16 protein-coding genes and 1 tRNA gene are annotated in these 16,097 nt (G+C 62.4%); 3 read left to right on the forward strand and 14 right to left on the reverse strand.

Features of this window, described 5'->3' with window-relative positions; all coding sequences use genetic code 11:
* Window positions 1-18 precede the first annotated feature (18 nt).
* Genes G572_RS0105910 through G572_RS22765 form a run of 3 tightly spaced genes read right to left on the reverse strand, consistent with a single transcriptional unit; the run spans window position 19 to window position 2,979 of the window.
* Window positions 19-1,059, reverse strand: a complete 1,041-nt coding sequence (locus tag G572_RS0105910) for an AbrB family transcriptional regulator (RefSeq protein WP_084649913.1) — start codon at window positions 1,057-1,059, stop codon at window positions 19-21.
* On the reverse strand, window positions 1,052-1,507 hold the full coding sequence (locus tag G572_RS25365) for a tripartite tricarboxylate transporter TctB family protein (RefSeq protein ID WP_029057679.1): 456 nt from the start codon (window positions 1,505-1,507) through the stop codon (window positions 1,052-1,054). The genes G572_RS0105910 and G572_RS25365 overlap by 8 nt, the downstream gene beginning before the upstream one ends.
* Window positions 1,504-2,979: a tripartite tricarboxylate transporter permease gene (locus G572_RS22765; RefSeq protein WP_051241741.1), complete on the reverse strand. Its 1,476-nt coding sequence runs from the start codon at window positions 2,977-2,979 to the stop codon at window positions 1,504-1,506. The genes G572_RS25365 and G572_RS22765 overlap by 4 nt, the downstream gene beginning before the upstream one ends.
* Window positions 2,980-3,103: 124 nt before the next feature.
* Here G572_RS22765 and G572_RS0105925 point away from each other — a divergent pair, with 124 nt between their 5' ends.
* Together G572_RS0105925 and G572_RS22770 are read left to right on the forward strand one after the other, a co-directional pair.
* On the forward strand, window positions 3,104-4,180 hold the full coding sequence (locus G572_RS0105925) for a Bug family tripartite tricarboxylate transporter substrate binding protein (RefSeq protein ID WP_029057680.1): 1,077 nt from the start codon (window positions 3,104-3,106) through the stop codon (window positions 4,178-4,180).
* Window positions 4,181-4,248: 68 nt separating this feature from the next.
* A complete protein-coding gene (locus G572_RS22770; RefSeq protein WP_051241744.1) occupies window positions 4,249-4,965 on the forward strand; it encodes a dienelactone hydrolase family protein in 717 nt (238 codons plus the stop codon).
* A gap of 28 nt (window positions 4,966-4,993) precedes the next feature.
* On the opposite strand, the gene G572_RS0105935 is transcribed toward G572_RS22770, so the two are convergent.
* From G572_RS0105935 to G572_RS0105980, 10 genes are all read right to left on the reverse strand, one after another.
* Entirely contained in the window at window positions 4,994-5,515 is a 522-nt protein-coding gene (locus G572_RS0105935; RefSeq protein WP_029057681.1) for a DUF2478 domain-containing protein, read from the reverse strand.
* Window positions 5,516-6,064: 549 nt separating this feature from the next.
* Window positions 6,065-6,766 carry an ABC transporter ATP-binding protein gene (locus G572_RS0105940; protein ID WP_029057682.1) on the reverse strand — a complete coding sequence of 234 codons (702 nt, stop codon included), beginning with the start codon at window positions 6,764-6,766 and terminating at the stop codon, window positions 6,065-6,067.
* Window positions 6,763-7,509 (reverse strand): ABC transporter ATP-binding protein, encoded by a 747-nt coding sequence (locus G572_RS0105945; RefSeq protein ID WP_029057683.1) that lies wholly within the window; start codon window positions 7,507-7,509, stop codon window positions 6,763-6,765. The genes G572_RS0105940 and G572_RS0105945 overlap by 4 nt, the downstream gene beginning before the upstream one ends.
* Window positions 7,509-8,492 carry a branched-chain amino acid ABC transporter permease gene (locus G572_RS22775; RefSeq protein WP_208979045.1) on the reverse strand — a complete coding sequence of 328 codons (984 nt, stop codon included), beginning with the start codon at window positions 8,490-8,492 and terminating at the stop codon, window positions 7,509-7,511. The genes G572_RS0105945 and G572_RS22775 overlap by 1 nt, the downstream gene beginning before the upstream one ends.
* Complete coding sequence (locus G572_RS0105955; RefSeq protein WP_208979055.1) at window positions 8,489-9,409, reverse strand: branched-chain amino acid ABC transporter permease; 921 nt, start codon at window positions 9,407-9,409, stop codon at window positions 8,489-8,491. Before G572_RS0105955 ends, G572_RS22775 begins: the two co-directional genes overlap by 4 nt.
* A 68-nt stretch (window positions 9,410-9,477) precedes the next feature.
* The gene (locus G572_RS0105960; RefSeq protein ID WP_051241747.1) at window positions 9,478-10,659 is read right to left on the reverse strand and encodes an ABC transporter substrate-binding protein; all 1,182 of its coding nucleotides are present in this window, start codon (window positions 10,657-10,659) and stop codon (window positions 9,478-9,480) included.
* Window positions 10,660-10,778: 119 nt separating this feature from the next.
* A complete protein-coding gene (locus G572_RS0105965; RefSeq protein ID WP_029057686.1) occupies window positions 10,779-12,014 on the reverse strand; it encodes a flavin-dependent oxidoreductase in 1,236 nt (411 codons plus the stop codon).
* Complete coding sequence (locus G572_RS0105970; protein WP_029057687.1) at window positions 12,011-12,475, reverse strand: cupin domain-containing protein; 465 nt, start codon at window positions 12,473-12,475, stop codon at window positions 12,011-12,013. The genes G572_RS0105965 and G572_RS0105970 overlap by 4 nt, the downstream gene beginning before the upstream one ends.
* 17 nt (window positions 12,476-12,492) lie before the next feature.
* Window positions 12,493-13,245: an alpha/beta hydrolase gene (locus tag G572_RS22780; RefSeq protein ID WP_245566161.1), complete on the reverse strand. Its 753-nt coding sequence runs from the start codon at window positions 13,243-13,245 to the stop codon at window positions 12,493-12,495.
* Window positions 13,246-13,503: 258 nt separating this feature from the next.
* On the reverse strand, window positions 13,504-13,944 hold the full coding sequence (locus G572_RS0105980) for a cupin domain-containing protein (protein WP_029057688.1): 441 nt from the start codon (window positions 13,942-13,944) through the stop codon (window positions 13,504-13,506).
* Window positions 13,945-14,125: 181 nt separating this feature from the next.
* On the opposite strand from G572_RS0105980, the gene G572_RS0105985 reads away from it, so the two are divergent.
* Window positions 14,126-15,115: an AraC family transcriptional regulator gene (locus G572_RS0105985; protein ID WP_029057689.1), complete on the forward strand. Its 990-nt coding sequence runs from the start codon at window positions 14,126-14,128 to the stop codon at window positions 15,113-15,115.
* A gap of 522 nt (window positions 15,116-15,637) precedes the next feature.
* On the opposite strand, the gene G572_RS0105990 is transcribed toward G572_RS0105985, so the two are convergent.
* Window positions 15,638-15,727 (reverse strand) — tRNA-Ser (locus tag G572_RS0105990).
* Window positions 15,728-16,097 lie beyond the last annotated feature (370 nt).

Consider the following 16,097-nt stretch of genomic DNA (forward strand, 5'->3'; position numbering starts at 1 on the left):
TGCGTGGCGCCCGCTTTTTTACGTGCCGCGTTTCAAAAACCTGAACACGAGCGGCGCAACCGCCATCACCACCGAAATCCGGATCACGTGATGGAGCGCGACGAATGCCGCATCGACATGGAGCGCAATCGCCACGAGGCTCATTTCCGCCACCCCGCCGGGCGCAAAGGCAAGAACACCCTGCGCAAGCGGGATGCCCATCACGGACTGAAGCAGGATGGCAACGGCAAACGCGAGGCACAAAAAGGCGAGGATCGAGCCCGCCGTCAGCACGACGACGCCGATGACATGCCGCCAGTCGACACCGATGAAGCGGCAGCCGATCACCGTTCCGATCACGATCTGCGCGCCCCAGACAAGCAATGTCGGCGGAGCGAGATCATGCAGCACACCGGAGAGGTTGAGCGTCGCACACAGAAGCATCGGTCCCATCAGATAGCGCGCCGGCAGATGCAGCAATCGCCCGAGCAGGGCGCCGCCCGCGGCGAGGAGAAGGACCAGCACGACGCTTTCGACCGTGACAGGCATCATCGGGCGTGCGGACGCGGGTCCGGCCGCCCCTTCCATCCATGTGACCAGGGGCGGAAGCATCATCACCGTGAGGAAGATGCGAGTCGAATGCACCAGTGCGACCTTGCGCGAATCCGCGCCGTTTGCGTCCGCAGCCAGCACCATCTCGATCAGCCCGCCGGGCATGCCGGCGAAATAGGCGGTCTTCCAGTCCATGCGCCCGACGAAATGAAAATAGGTCACGCCGATCCCGCCCGCGAGCGCGATGAAGACGAAAAGCGCGGAAATGCTGAAGAGCCATTCGCCGGCGTGGGCAAAGAGCTCGGGCTGGAAATAGGTTCCAAGCACCACGCCGATAATGGCGCTCATCGCCGGCCGCGCCGACTTTGGCGAGGCCAGCGGCAGGCCCGATACGCTGCAAATCAAGGTCAGCAGCATCGCGCCCAGCATCCAGGGCAAGGGCAGGCCTAGCAGATAGAAGACGGCGCCCCCCGTCAGTCCGAACGAAAGACTCAACCCATAGCGAGAGGCGACGGCGATACTAGACAAGGCTTGAGAGCACCCCCCGGGGCCATGAAATGTTCAACAGGATGCCGAAGAGATACGTGCCCCCAAGGGTCGCCCCTGTGACACAGGCCGACGCAACCAGTCCGACCCTTGCATAGCCTCGAAGAAAGACAAGCAGGGCCAGGGCCGTGGCCGGAAAGAAACCGGTCGCATAGACAACCGCAATGTAAAACCCGAATGCGAGGAAGAACAGCGCCGCATAGGAAAATTCCGCCGGCTTGGTGCTGGCATCGAGCGCCGCTCCGGCCTCCGCCCCCCAAAAGAGATGCAGCGCGAGCGCGCCACAGCACGCAAGGCCGATGGCGGTTGCCGTGACGGGGAAGAACCGGCCTCCGGGGAAAAACCCGAGCGCGGTGACAAGGCCGTAGCCGAAAATCGCGGCAAGCAGCGCCAGGAACAGAAGGTGATAGGTTCGCTCACGCTTGGTCATGCCGCTTTCTCCCGGCGCAGCGCCGCGCGCACGCCAAATCCGAGGAACAGGATGGTGAAGACGCCGATCACCAGCACGCCGGGCCGCGACAGCCAGTCCCATCCGTAACGATTGAGCGTGATCCAGAGGTTGCGCTCGACGAGCGCGCTCAGGATGAAGCCGATCAGGAGCGGCGCGCGGGGAAAGCCGAAGCGCTTCATCAGCCAGCCGAGAACCCCGCAGGCGATGAGCGCCATCAGGTCGCCGATATGACGCGTCGACTGGTAGGCCCCGACGATGATCAGCGTGAACACAATCGGAAACAGGAGATTGAACGGCACGAGCGCGAGGCGGCTGATCGGCCGCGACAGCACGAAGCAGATCGCTGTTCCAACGACATTGCCGATCGCCAGGCTCCAGACAAGGGCAAAGATCAGTTCCAGATTGTCGGTCAGCATGCGCGGGCCGGGCTGAATGCCCTGAACCACCATGGCGCTCAGCAGGAGCGCCATGCCCGCGCTCCCGGGGACCCCGAAAAGAAGCGTGGGGATCAACGCGCCGCCTTCCTTGGCGTTGTTGGCGCTTTCAGGCGCGATCACGCCACGCACATCGCCGGAGCCGAATTTCGACTTGTCGCGGGCCGTGCGCACCAGCAGCCCGTAGTTGAGCCAGTCGACGATCGAGGCGCCGAGACCAGGCACGATCCCGACCCCCACGCCGACAAGCGAGTGGCGCGCCACGAGCGGCCAGTGACGGCGGACATCGCGCGCGCCCTCGCCCCAGCCCGATCCGACCGAAAGCCCCTTGCGCGCGATCGACCCGCCGCGCGACAGGACGTCGAGAAACTCGGGGATGGCGTAGAGACCGAGCGACAGGACAACCAGCGGAACACCGTCGAACAGATAGTCCATGTCGAAGGAGTATCGGTATTCCGCAGTGATGTTGGATGCCCCCCAGGTGCCGAGGAACAGGCCGAGCGAGGCAGCCAGGATGCCCTTGAGCGGCGCATTGCCCGACAGCACGCCGATCATGCAAAGCCCCATGACGCTCATCATCAGCAGCTCCGGCGAGGCGAACGACAGGACCAGCTCGCGCGCGATCGGCAGCGACAGGCACAGGGCAAGCGCCCCGATGATGCCGCCGAACATGGAGGCCAGAAAAGCCGCCGACAGGGCACGCGCGCCCTCGCCCTTTTGCGCCATGGCATAGCCGTCAACGACCGTTGCCTGCGATCCGGCCGAGCCCGGCACTCCCATCAGGACGGATACGAAGGTATCCGACGTGGTGATCACGGCGGCCACGCCGATCAACATCGCCAGACCAGCCGTCGCGTCCATCGTGAAGGTAAGCGGAAGCAGAAGCGCCATGCCGACAATTCCGCCGAGACCGGGCAGGACGCCAACCGCCAGGCCGACCCCGACGCCGACCATCAGATAGACCAGATGCCCTGGCTGCAACACGATGAAAAATGCCTGAACGGCGGCATCGAGCATGGTTTCCCCCCAAGAAAGTATCGACACTTTTTACAATCAACTCTTGAATTTCAATCAATATGCGCCTTAACTGTCAACAGTTATCGTTCGGACGGAGCCGAACGGTTGGTAAGGGAGGACCTTCATGAAGAAAACAATTCTTGCCGGTCTCGCGCTTTGCGCGGCATCAATGGCGCCGATGGCGGCACAGGCGGACGCGTATTTCGAGGGAAAGACGGTAACGCTGCTCGTCGGTTTTTCACCCGGCGGCGGCACGGATCAGTTCGCGCGCGTCCTTGCTGAACATCTCGACAACCACATTCCGGGCAACCCGGCGATCATCGTGGAGAACATGCCGGGATCCGGTTCGATCCTGGCGTCGAACCATTACGTCAGCCGCGTCGACCCCAATGGCGAGACCCTCATGGTCGGCACCGGCCAGCTGCTGATGCGGATCATGCTCGGTCTGCGCGGCTCGCGCGCGGAGCTCGGGCAGTATGACCCGCTGATGGCGGGGCCGGTGGGACGCGTCACCTTTGCCGCGGCGGATCTGGGGATTGAAAAGCCCGAAGACATTCCGGCTTCCTCCGATCGACTGATCCACGCCAGTGCCGGGATCATGGCCTCGATCGACACGCTTCTCGGTCTCAAGGTCCTGGGCACCGAGATCAAGGCCATCACCGGGTATGAGGGCAAGTCGGAAACCCTGCTCGCCTTCGAACGCGGCGAGGCCAACATCGACGGTCAGACAATGCCGAACTACACCGGCAAGGTTCAGCCGATGATCGATGAAGGCAAGGCGATTCCGCTGTTCTCGCAAGGCTTCATCAACGGCAAGGGCAAGCTCGTCGCCGATCCTTCCGTTCCGGATCTTCCGACGGTCGCGGACGTCTACCGCAGCCTGAATGACGGTGCGGACCCCGAAGGGCCGGCGTGGAGCGCCTATATGGCGATGACCGGTGCGACCGTGAGCCTCGGGCGGGTGCTGATGGTCCACGAAGACGCACCGGACGCTGCCGTCGCGGCGCTGGAAGAGGGCATCAACTCGATGCTGGCGGACCCGGTATTCCTCAAGGAGATCGACGCCTCCCTCAATGGCTATGCGCCTTATGCGGGCGAAGAACTGGAAGCGGCGATCAGCGCGACCAAAGCCATGTCGGACGACGACAAGACCTGGCTCCAGGACTTTCTCTCGCGCGCCTACAACGCGCGCTTCGAGTAAGCCCGGGCACGTGACCCAAAATCCGGAGGTCCGGTGACGCGGACCTCCGTTTTTCTTCGGAGAACCAGATGAAACAGACACGCGGCAAAGACACCCGGATCGCAACGGGCAACGCCGACCTCCCCTGCTATGAAGTATTTCCGCCGCAAACGGCAACGGGCGCGCCGGTCGGGCGAATCATCCTGCTCCAGGAAATCTTTGGAACGAACCAGCACATTCGCGAACTGGCGGACCAATGGGCGGACGAAGGATTTCACGTGATCGTGCCGGATCTCTTCTGGCGCATCGAGCCTGGCGTCCAGCTCGGCTATGACGGCGACGACCTGGAAACGGCGCGCGCAATGTACGCCCGGCTCGACTGGGACCAGGCGGCGGAGGACGTGATGGCCCTGGCCGGCCACGCGCGGACCGCGGGCGGCGCTCCTGTCTTCCTGCTCGGCTTTTGTTTCGGCGGAAAGCTCGCCACCATCTGCGCGACACGATCCGGGATCGACGCTGCCGTCGGCTATTACGGTGTCGGCATCGAGAAGCTCGGCATCGCCGGCAATGTCGCCTGCCCGATCATGCTGCACTTCGGCGCCGACGACAAAGGCACCCCGCCCGAGGCCATCGCCGAACTGCGCCGTCAGCTTCCCGACGGCGCCAAGGTCTTCAGCTATGACGGAGCCGGCCACGGTTTCAACAACTGGCGAAAGAGCGCCTACGACGCGCCCTCGGCACAGCGCGCCTTCGCCCGCAGTCTGACCTTCCTGCGAACGGCGGCATCGGCCTACCAGGCAGGATAGACCCGGCACTCGCGTCCGCCGCCGTTGCTCAGGCCGTTTCGTCAAGCCGAGCGGCGGCGGCGAGCACCCAGTCGAGTACCTTGTCTGCGCGCGGGGGAAGCGACACGGCCGCTCCCGCGGAAAACGCCAGGAACGCCGCCTCGTTGAGGCCGTTCACCCCGACGATCACCGGTATGTCCAGGGACAACGCCTCGGCGATCAGGTCGCGAAACCCGCCGCCTTCCGCCTCGCGCTTTCCGAACTTGTTGACGATCAAGACGTCCGCTTGCGAATCGAGCCGGCGTCCGCATTCCCCGACCGCGGTCTCCAGCGCTCCGACATCGAGACGGCACCCGCGTGCCTCGGGGCCAAGAGACTGCGAAATACGGATGCGCGGGCCGTCGGGCAGCACCTGAACATCCATGTCGCAGGTCCGGTCGTCGCAGTCGGGGGAGTTGATCTGGACGATGCCGCAACACCTCAGTCCGCGCGCGGCAAGCGCCTCCGCGACCCCGGCAAGCAGGCGATCCATGTCGCCACGCTGTTGCGCCATCGTATAAGCGATTTTCATGTATCGTCTCCGCTGGCCTGGCCCGTCAATGCGCGCGGGTCACAGACCCGAGGCGTTGCCGGCGTGCCGACAGACTGGCAGACCACCGCCACATCGGCAATGCGGCCGGCTCCGGATTTGCGGCAGATTGCCTGGAGCTTCCCCCCTTTCACCAGGACTGCAATGGACCAGGCAAGGGCGGTAATGCTCCGGTCCCGGGTTTTTCGATCAGACCGGCAAAGAGGGGCTGCAGCACACGCGACGAGCCATCGGCGCTCAGCCATGCCGCCCAGCGCCCCGCGAGCGGACAGCGCGCAAGGTCGACAGCACGAGGGGTGACGGGCGGGGCAGACGTGGTCGAAGATGTCGAGCGCTTCGCCCCCCTTGGCGGCGGCCCTCGACACTGGACTGTCCGAGCCCCGTGGAGTTCGAGGGCAAGCTATGTTGGCTTGGCCGAGTGTCCGAAAAACCGGCAAGAGCCCACTTTCAAAAAGCCGAAAACAGAAAAAGGTCAGGTGGAAGAGAGACCTCCCCCCTCTGGACCGCGCCCAAGACGGCCTCTTTCCCATCTCACAGATGCAGGTACTGCTCCACCTTCTCCCGGTTCGCGTCAAATGCCTTGGCAGCACCGCTCCAGACGATTTCGCCCTTTTCGATTACGTAGTATCGGTCCGTAATGTCGGAAAGTTCGTCCAGGTTCTTGTCGATCAGGAGGATCGAAAGGCCGCTGGCCTTCAAGCGGGCGAGCATGGACCAGATCTCCTCGCGGATGAGCGGAGCCAGTCCTTCGGTGGCCTCGTCGAGAATCAGCAGGTCCGGGTTGGTCATCAGGGCGCGCCCGATGGCCAACATCTGCTGTTCGCCGCCCGACAGCTGGAAGCCGAGGTTGCGCCTGCGCTCCGCAAGGCGCGGAAAGGCCTCGAAGACCTTTTCAACCGTCCAGCCGTCCGGCGCGGCGCGGGCTGTTGCGCGCAGATTTTCAACAACGGTAAGCGAGGGGAAAACCCGCCGCCCCTCCGGGACCAGCCCCAGCCCGGCCTGGGCAACCCTGTAGGGAGGTTCCCCGGTCAGGTCCTCGCCCTTCACGAGGATCCTGCCTTCGCTTGGCTTCAAAAGACCCATCAGGCATCGCACGGTGGTCGACTTGCCCATGCCGTTGCGGCCCATGAGCGTGGTCACCTGACCTTCGGCCAGATCGAAATCGATTCCGAACAGGACCTTGGCTCTTCCGTAACCTGCATGCAGATTGGCAACGGTCAGAAGCGCGCTCATTGTCCTTTGTCTCCAAGGTAGGCCGCCCGGGCCGCCGGGTCGTTCCTTATGTCTTCAGGGGCCCCCTGCGCCACAATCCGGCCGTCGACCAGAACCGAGACCGTATCCGCCAGCTGGAAGATCGCGTCCATATCATGCTCCACCAGCAGCATGGGAATGCTGCGGCGCAAATCCGCCAGAATGTCGATCAGCATCGCACTCTCCACCCGGCCGAGACCGGCCATGGGTTCGTCCAGGAGCAAAAGTCTCGGCGCCCCCGCCAAAGCGATGGCCAGTTCCAGAAGACGCCTTTCCCCGTGTGACAAATCGTCGGCGGGCACAAGCGCCCGGTCTCCGATTTTGAGGCGCTCCAGCGTCCGCATGGCCTTTTCGTTCAGATCTGCCTCCCGCCCGGCTGGGCGGAAGAAGCGGAAGCTCGATCCGGACTTGGCCTGCGCAGCCAGAGCGACGTTCTCCAGAACGGAGAAGGACGGCAGCACCGAGGTCAGCTGAAAGGTGCGTCCGAGCCCGGCTTGTGCACGCTGCCATGTCTTGCTCGCCGTGATGTCGCGGCCGGCGAGAACGACCTCGCCGGCATCCGGCTGCAGCACGCCGGAGATCTGGTGAATCAGCGTTGTCTTGCCCGCCCCGTTGGGACCGATGACGGCATGACACTGACCATCGGGAACGGAGAGCGAGATGTTCCGACTGACATGCACCGCACCGAAACGCTTGTTCAGGTTACGAATTTCCAGAACGTCCATCAGATTTGCTCCCCGTTCGCCCGGGTCGCATCCGTCGTTTCCGGTCCGTGCGCGGGAAACAGCAGGTCGCTCAGTCCACCCTTGGCGTGCAGGGCCATGAGCACCAGCAACGGACCGTAGAGCAGTCGCCACTCGTGAAAGATCGAACCGAGGACCTCCTCGACGAGGACAAGGAACAACGCTCCGAGCAGCGCGCCATTGCGCGTTCCCAGTCCCCCCAGGACCACGATCACCAGAAGATCGCCGGACCGCTGCCAGGCGGCCATGGCGGGGCTGACGAACTCCGCATGCTGCATTGTCAGCAGGCCGGAAACGGCAGCGATCATTCCGGCGATGACATAGGCGGTCAAACGGTAGCGGAAAATCGAAAAGCCCATGATCTCCGTGCGACCGGGATTGTCGCGTGCCGCGCGCAGAACCCGTCCGAAGCGGGCGTTGCTCAGCCGGTGAACGCCCCACCAACTGGCGAGCAGCGTCAGCAGGATCACCAGATAAAGCTGGCCACCGTTTTGCACCACATCGCTGCCGAACAAGGTTGCCATGGACCAGAGCGTCAAGCCGTCGTCGCCGCCGTAGGGAGCAAGGGAGGTCAGCGTGAAATAGGCCATTTGCCCGAAGGCGAGCGTGATCATCAGGAAGTAGACACCGGAGGTCCTGAGCGCCAGCGCACCGGTGACCAGGGCGAAAAGCCCGGACACGAGAACCGCCAGAACGAGCAGAGCCAGAATGTTCTCGATGCCGCTTTCCAGACCGATTGCCGCTGCATAGGCTCCGATCGCCACGAAGGCCGCATGTCCCAGGCTGACCATCCCGCCGTGACCGACAAGAAGGTCGAGCGAAATTGCCGCAATCGCCAAGAGCATCGCCTTGATCAAAAGGCTCAACAGGTAGGTCTGCTCCACCAACGGCAGGACGAACGGGGCGGCCAGCAGCAGCGCGAAGATAAGCGCCATCACCAAGAAGCTGCGATCCACCCGCATCATGCGGCCCCCTTCGCCGGCAGCAGTCCTTGCGGGCGCACCACCAGGACGGCGGCCATCAGGATGTAGACCAGCATCGATGCCAGAGCCGGACCCACCTGATTGGAGACGGACGGCGGGAAGACGACCTCGAGACCCTCGATCAGGAGCGTGCGTCCGACCGTATCGAAAAGGCCGACCATCAGGGCGCCCAAGAAAGCACCGCGGATCGACCCCACGCCGCCAATGATGATGACCACAAAGGCGATGATCAGGATGTTGTCTCCCATGCCAGGCTCGATCGCAAAGATCGGTGCGGCGATCACGCCGGCAAAACCCGCAAGCATCGCGCCGACGCCGAAGACAATCATGAACAGTTTCTGAACGTTGATCCCAAGCGCGGAAACCATATCCGGCGTCGTCGCGCCGGCACGGATCAGCATTCCCACGCGCGTCCGGGTCACCGTGATGTAAAGCAGGACGGCAACGATCAGGCCGGCAAGGATTGTAACGAAGCGATACACCGGATAGCGAAGCTGCTCGGTCAGCTGGACCGACCCGGCGAGAAACTCCGGCGGTTCGATCGTCAGCGTTCCCGGGCCGAATAGTATCTTGGCCAGCTCATTGAGAAAAATGATGATCCCGAAGGTCGCCAGCACCTGGGCCAGATGGTCGCGTCCGTAAAGATGCCGGAAGACGAAATGCTCCAGCAACAGGCCAAGCAAAAGTGCTGCAGCCATGGACAGGATCACCGCGGCGACAAAGCTTCCGGTCAACTGTTGAAAGGCAAAAACCAGATAGGCTCCCACCATGTATTGCACGCCATGGGCCAGATTGATGAACCCCATGACCCCGAAGACAAGCGTGAGGCCGGCGGCTATCAGAAACAGGAGCGTGCCGTATTGAAGCCCGTTCAGGCATTGGATCAGAAAGAGAGTCAAGGACACGTATCTGCCTTTCCATAGATCGGACGCGCCCGCTCCATGACTGGGCGGGCGCGATCCGGTTCCTACATTTTGCACTCGCTATGGAAGCTGTCGGCATAGTCCGTCACGATGGTCTTCTTCGCCGTGGTCCAGAACTTGCCGTCTTCCCGCTTCGCCACCTCGAGCAGATGGAAATCCTGAACCGGGTAGTGGTTGTTGCTGAAGGAGAAGGATCCGCGAACGGAGTTGAAGTCCGCCGCCTCAAGCGCGGCGCGCATTGCGTCCTTGTCGCCCATGTCGCCGCCGGTCTTTTCCAATGCGCTGGCAATCAGATTGGCCGTGTCATAGGACTGGGCGGCGAAAGAGCCTGGAACATAGCCGTATGTCTCCTCGAAGGCAGAGACAAAGGCCAGATTGGCTTCGGTCTTCATGTCCGGGGCCCAGGAGCCGGCAGACAGAAACCCGACAGCTGCGTCCTGCTGGCCCGGCAAGGTCGTTTCGTCGGTAGTGAAGACCGACGTGAACTTGATGCTCTCATCAAGACCGGACGCCTCGAACTGCTTGACGAGGCGCACGCCCATGCCGCCCGGCATGAATGTGAAGAGGGCGTCCGCATCGGATGTGGAGATCTTCGCCAGCTCGGACGAGAAATCCTGATGTCCCAGAGGCGTGAAAACCTCATCCACCACGGTGCCCTTGAAGGTCTGCTTGTAACCGGCAACGTTGTCGCGTCCGGCCTGGTAGTTCGGCACCACGATGACGACGTTCTCAAACCCCATCTCATTGGCGATCAGGCCGCTTACTTCGGCGTTCTGGTTGTTCTGGTAGGAGGTAACGAAGAAGTTGGGGTTGCAGTTCTTTCCGGCGAATGTCGACGGCCCTGCATTCGGGCTGATCAGGAAGGTGTCGGACTGGATTACCGGCTTGAAGATCGCCTGCAGCGTGTTTGAAAAGACGGTCCCGACGACAAAATCGACCTCGTCACGCTCGACCAGCGACTTTGCCTTGAGCAGAGCCACGTCCGGCTTGAGTTCGTCGTCCTCGACGATCAGGGAAACGGTTTCGCCACCGAGCTTGCCGCCGTTCTGATCCAGCGCAAGCTGGAAACCGTCGACGATCTGCTGGCCAAGCGCGGCCGGCGGACCGGACAGCGTCACAACCATCCCGATCTTGATATCCTCGGCAAGGGCGGCCGAACACAGTGCGGTATTCAAGGCCAGCACGGTCGCCAGGTTTGCAATCGTGTTTTTCGATCTTGCTTTCATGATCAGTCCTCCTTTTCGCCCCCCTCCGGGGCTGGGTGAGTGCGGGCCGGAAATCGTCGGAACAGGTTTGTTCTTGTTTTCCCGTGATCGCGGACCGGCACCTTGGCTTTCTTGTGCGCTCAGGCGTCTTCCTTCGTGGCGAAGCCGGCCATCTTTGCGTACCCTTTGACAATCGCCTTGCGAGCCTCATATCCAAGGACGTCGTCCACGTTCTCAAAGCGCCGGGGACTGAGCTTCTCGACCTCGTCGATCACGCGTTCGGGCCCGCCGAGCCGGTTGGTGCGCACGACCTCGGCGGTCTTGGGCAACCGGTCCTGTTCGTAGCGATAGAGTGCTTCGCGCGGGTGCTCGGCAGCGGCCATTTCGTCGGCAAGGCAGCGGGCATCCAGAATGGCCTGTGCCGCGCCGTTGGACCCGACCGGATACATCGGGTGTGCCGCGTCTCCCAAGAGCGTGACGCGCCCATGCGTCCAGCGAGGCAGCGGATCGCGATCGGCCATCGGGTATTCGAAGATCGGGCCGCTGGCACGAACGAGGGCCTCAAGATCCATGCCCGGCACGTGGAAGCGCCTGGCATAGGGCAGAACTTTGGCAAGCGACGCCTGTTTCGACCAGCTTTCCGGCGGCGGCGGCGAAACCGAGGCATCGGCGACGCGCACGTTCACCACCCAATTCATCAACTGCCGTCCGTCCCTTGCGGGTGCGATCGGATAGATCACCAGCTTCGCGCCCAGGCCCCCGGCGATGGCCATGGTCTCGCCATCCTCCCAGACAGGCCACTCCGCGGCCCCCCGCCACATGACGACGCCGGCCCAGCTCGGCACGCCCTCGTCGGGATAGAACCGGCGCCGGCCGACACTGTGAATGCCGTCGGCGCAAATCAGCACCTCCCCGCGCATCGTCCTCGAGCCGAGCCCGTCAGCCGTGTCGACGAAGTGTGCCGTGACGCCGGCGTCGTCCTGAATGAAGCCGGACAGGCGCAGACCCGTCAAAACGGCCTCTCGTCCCATGCGTTCGACCACTGCGTCGAACAACACCTTCAGAAGCCGACCGCGGTGAATGGAAAACTGCGGATACTCGTGCCCGGCATGAAGACCACGCGGTTCACGCCAGATCTCCTGGCCGTTGCGCGTCAAATACCGCAGTTCGCGCGTCCGCAGTCCCACCTCGTCCAGCCGCGCCAACAGGCCGAGTTCGGCGAGTTCGGCAATGGAATGAGGCAGGGTGTTGATACCGACCCCGACTTCGCGAACTTCCGCAGCCTGCTCCACGACCGTGGCCTTGATGCCATGCGCGTGCAACATCAAGGCAGTCGTCAACCCACCGATCCCGGCCCCTGCGATCAGGACGCTCATGGCGCATCCTCGGTTTCGGGCGGAAGAAAATCGATGGAATGGGCTGCGGACACCGCAACAATCTGGGCCGGATCGGCGTCCGGGCCAAGATTGTGAAGCGCCCAGAACAGGTCGTAGAGTTGCGCGGTCGGGGTTACCCAGAACAGCGTTTTTATCGTTTTCCCGGACTTGTTGAAGATGCCGTGGGGAATGCCGCGGGGCAGTTTCACAAGATCTCCAGGCTCGCCGACGGCGTCCTGCCCGTCCAGAAGGAAATCGAAACGGCCTTCCAGAATATAGAGATATTCGTCCTGGTCGGGATGGATGTGTGGCGGCACGAAGGTTCCCGGCGGCAGTGTGGCATGCCAGGACAAACACTCTTCGGTCATCTGCTTGGGGACATATGTCTGGCCCAGAATGTTCCAGCTTATCTCGTCGAGACCGTGGCGGGACTTGACGATCCCCGGAGCCATGGATGTCATTTTTCTTCCTCCATCTCTCAGGTGCCTGAGGGTTGAAAATCATGCGTCCGCCCGAGCGTGCCGCGCGGCCGATCCTGCGGAACGGGGCCGACAAAAGCGGCCGTGATTGGCGAGCCCGCATCCCTCAAGCCTTCAAGGATCGTGAAGTGGTTGTGATTGCCGTCGATTTCGCAGTGCACCGGCACATCCAGTCCCGCCCACATGTCGGTCATGAGACGGGTCTGGCGGATGAATTCGGGCCGTTCCCCACCCCCGACCCAGCAGGTCAGGGGCGTTGCTGCCGCCGGCTGCGCCAGAACCGCACTTTCGGCACGGGCCTCTTCGAGATCCAGGTTGAGCGTACGGTTCATCGCGGTGTGCAGCAGCGGTCGCAGGTCATGAAGACCGCTGATTGACAGGGTATGGGCAATGCGGGCGAGCACGTCGCCCGCGAGCGGGCTGTCGGAGCAAAGCATGCGCGTTACCAGGTGACCGCCGGCCGAGTGCCCGGACAGGCGTATGGGCCCGTCCACCAGCGCGGCCGCCGTCGAAATGGCCTGGCCAACCTGCGCCGTGATCTCATGAATCCGCGCCTCTGGTGCCAAGGTGTAGCTTGCCACGCAGACGGCCCACCCTTGTGCGCGCGCCCCTTCGGCAAAATCCGTCCAGTGGCCCTTTTCGAGCCGCATCCAGAAGCCGCCGTGAATGAACACGGCAAGTCCCTTTGGCGTGCCGTCCGGCCAGACGATATCGAGCTTTTCCCGTGGGTGACTGCCGTAGGCGATATCCATGTCCAGCCGGCGTCCGTCCGCCTGCAGTCCGGCCCTGTAGGCAGCCGCCCGGGCGGCCCAGAAGTCAGGCAATTCACCCGACTTCTGGACATGTTTCATGTTCGCGAACGCGTCGTCCCAGTCGCACAAGGGTGGCAGGTTCATTCCATCCGCCCCGCCGTGCGACCGGCCTTGTTCGCATGTTTCGCTCGGCGGATGACGGAAGGGGCAGCGGAGCCTCTTTCAGACCGCCCTACCCTGTCGCCTGGCCGGTTCGGGTCAATCTGCATCGGAAGGGGGGAGGAAGTTGACTTCACGCAAAGCGGAAAGGCGCACCAGCTCCTGAGGGTCCCGCACGCCATCCAGCTCGGTAAACAGCTTGTAGAGATCGCGCGCCGGCGACACTCCGAAAATGCATGTCGCGGTCTTGCCGGAGCGGTTGAAGATGCCATGAGCGATACCGCGCGGCATCTTGATCGTGTCGCCGGTCCCGGCCTTGCAATGTTCGTCAGGGAACTCGATGACCAGATCACCGTCCAGCATGTAGATCCACTCGTCCTGTGTCGGGTGGATATGCGGCGGTACGAAAGTGCCAGCGGGAATGGTGGCGTGCCAGACGAACGTTTCCTCTGTCAGAAACTTGGGAACATAGGTTTGCCCCACGACGTTCCATGCGAAATCGTTCATGCCGACATCGGCCTTCACAACACCTTTTTCCATGATTCTGAGTCCTGTTGTTGCAGATCGGAACGGGATGCTCCGCCCACACTGCAACGCTTTCACGCAATCAGTTATCCGAAAAACGAACCCGTCTTCGGTATAAATTTTAAGCTTGAAGCAAATTGGAACTCATGCGCTAAATCGACGCGGAAAAACCTTCAACCGTCCTGCAAGGAACCCGATGGCCACAGCAGAGGCTTTGCCAGCGAAGGAATATTTCGCGCGGAATCCGGTGGTTCGCACTCGCGACATGGATGAAGCGCGCCATATCATTTCCGGCAAGCTATGCGATCACAAGCTGGAGGTGGTCGGGGGGCAATCCGGCCTTTTCGTCCGCCACAATCGGGTGAGCGGGCAAAGCATTTCCGCAAATTACCTGCACTATGGAGCAGACGTGACGGTGGATCCGGGACGGCTGGGCTCTTTCTATCTGTTTCAGGTCCCCCTTTCGGGGCGTGCAAACATCAGACACCGTGGCGAAGAAATGACCGCCACGACGCAGATGGGAACCATCCTGAACCCTGACCGGACCGCGTTGCTGCATTGGGGGCGCGATTGCAGCAAGCTCTTGCTCCAGGTCGACAAGAGCCAGCTGGAGGCGGTAGCCCGGTCGTTGACGGGCGTTCCGCTCCCCGGACCCATAAGATTTGAAATGCAGGTCGACCTGGCCAACGGGCCGGGGCGACGGTTGAGACGCCTCGTGATGGCTTGTGCCCAGGCCATTGAAAACGGAGACCTGTTCCAGGGCCAGCTGGCGGCACGGGACCTGAGGGCGGAAGAGGACCTGGCGCACGCGCTGCTTACCTTTCAACCAAGCAACATCTCGCACATCATCGAACGTTCGGACCGACGGGCGGGTCCCCGCGAAATCCGGATCGCGCTCGAGTACATTCACGCCTACCTGGCAGAGCCGATCAACCTGACTGATATCGCGCGCGCGGCGCGTCTGAACGTTCGAACCCTTCAAAAGGGATTCCAGCGTTTCTACGGCCAAAGTCCGATGGAAGTCCTGCGCAATGCCCGGCTCGATACAGCGCATTACCTGCTGGCGGCCAGGCAGGACCCGCCCAGCGTGAGTGAAGCGGCATATTCCTGCGGCTTTTCCCATCTTGGCCGGTTCTCGCACTACTACAAGGACCGTTTCGGACATTTGCCGAGCGCGCAGCGCTGAAACACTCTGACGCACGTCTCGATTTCAAGAGCGTTTCGAGCTGGAACTTTCCAGTCATGGCCGGGCGAGGGGAGAAAAATATTTCCAGGGAAGCGTCGACGGTCTGGGAGCGACAGATCGCCTTTCATCCTGCAGCTTTGAAGCCGCCTCGCCGCCGTTGACGTGTCAATGAGAAACAAGACGCCGAAGCGACGGGTCACTGCCGACGCGGTGCGGCTCGAGCGCATCAGAGCCTCCCCCGCCTCGAAAGAGACCTGTGGAGCGCCCTACAACGGCACTGACCTCGCCCACGGCGACCAATCACCCGTCAACGACGAAAGCAGCGCCCAAACCTGAGTGAAGCCGGCAAACCCTCACCTATCCGCAAAGCCGGGGGGACACCGCTTCCAGAACAGCGCAAGCCCCTCATCAAACCGGTCTTTGCAGCTTCACTGCCAAATGTACGGAAGCATGGCTCTCGAACCGCGAGAACCACCAGTCCGATCAAGATGTTCGTATCGATTTGTGGGGATCAAAAAGGAATGGCGGAGAGAGAGGGATTCGAACCCTCGGAACGCTTGCGCGCTCAACGGTTTTCGAGACCGCCCCGTTCGACCACTCCGGCACCTCTCCGCAAACGTCTCGCGATGTGGTCGCGACGTGATGGCGTACATAGCGAAGACCACGAAGTCGCACAAGGGGGCGGTGGAGGTTTTTCCCGCTTCGCGCACACTCGCAGTCGCGCAGGGCAAAAGGCGCCCGCACGCCCGCTATTCCCGCCACTGCAAGCGTTGACTTTCCACCGCCGATCCGTATAGTCGCGCTGCTTCGCGTAGGGGGTTCTGTCTCCCTTTATCGTTGCCCGAGGCTTCCGCCGCTTCCACCCACCTTGAAACCCAGGCCTTCCGGCCCGCGTTTTTTCGTGGCGAATTGCGGCAGAGTCGTTTCCCAAAGACGTTCGCGACCCACTCGGTCGCTTGTCCCGGGAGCCGGCTTGTCAAAA

Source organism: Stappia stellulata DSM 5886, from assembly GCF_000423705.1.
Lineage (GTDB): Bacteria > Pseudomonadota > Alphaproteobacteria > Rhizobiales > Stappiaceae > Stappia > Stappia stellulata.

Excerpts from the sequence above, each read along its gene's own strand:
- G572_RS25365 (WP_029057679.1), bottom strand. The coding sequence starts at position 1,507 with ATGACCAAGCGTGAGCGAACCTATCACCTTCTGTTCCTGGCGCTGCTT.
- G572_RS22765 (WP_051241741.1), bottom strand. The coding sequence starts at position 2,979 with ATGCTCGATGCCGCCGTTCAGGCATTTTTCATCGTGTTGCAGCCAGGG.
- G572_RS0105925 (WP_029057680.1), top strand. The coding sequence starts at position 3,104 with ATGAAGAAAACAATTCTTGCCGGTCTCGCGCTTTGCGCGGCATCAATG.
- G572_RS22770 (WP_051241744.1), top strand. The coding sequence starts at position 4,249 with ATGAAACAGACACGCGGCAAAGACACCCGGATCGCAACGGGCAACGCC.
- G572_RS0105935 (WP_029057681.1), bottom strand. The coding sequence starts at position 5,515 with ATGAAAATCGCTTATACGATGGCGCAACAGCGTGGCGACATGGATCGC.
- G572_RS0105940 (WP_029057682.1), bottom strand. The coding sequence starts at position 6,766 with ATGAGCGCGCTTCTGACCGTTGCCAATCTGCATGCAGGTTACGGAAGA.
- G572_RS0105945 (WP_029057683.1), bottom strand. The coding sequence starts at position 7,509 with ATGGACGTTCTGGAAATTCGTAACCTGAACAAGCGTTTCGGTGCGGTG.
- G572_RS22775 (WP_208979045.1), bottom strand. The coding sequence starts at position 8,492 with ATGATGCGGGTGGATCGCAGCTTCTTGGTGATGGCGCTTATCTTCGCG.
- G572_RS0105960 (WP_051241747.1), bottom strand. The coding sequence starts at position 10,659 with ATGAAAGCAAGATCGAAAAACACGATTGCAAACCTGGCGACCGTGCTG.
- G572_RS0105965 (WP_029057686.1), bottom strand. The coding sequence starts at position 12,014 with ATGAGCGTCCTGATCGCAGGGGCCGGGATCGGTGGGTTGACGACTGCC.
- G572_RS0105970 (WP_029057687.1), bottom strand. The coding sequence starts at position 12,475 with ATGACATCCATGGCTCCGGGGATCGTCAAGTCCCGCCACGGTCTCGAC.
- G572_RS22780 (WP_245566161.1), bottom strand. The coding sequence starts at position 13,245 with ATGGATATCGCCTACGGCAGTCACCCACGGGAAAAGCTCGATATCGTC.
- G572_RS0105980 (WP_029057688.1), bottom strand. The coding sequence starts at position 13,944 with ATGGAAAAAGGTGTTGTGAAGGCCGATGTCGGCATGAACGATTTCGCA.
- G572_RS0105985 (WP_029057689.1), top strand. The coding sequence starts at position 14,126 with ATGGCCACAGCAGAGGCTTTGCCAGCGAAGGAATATTTCGCGCGGAAT.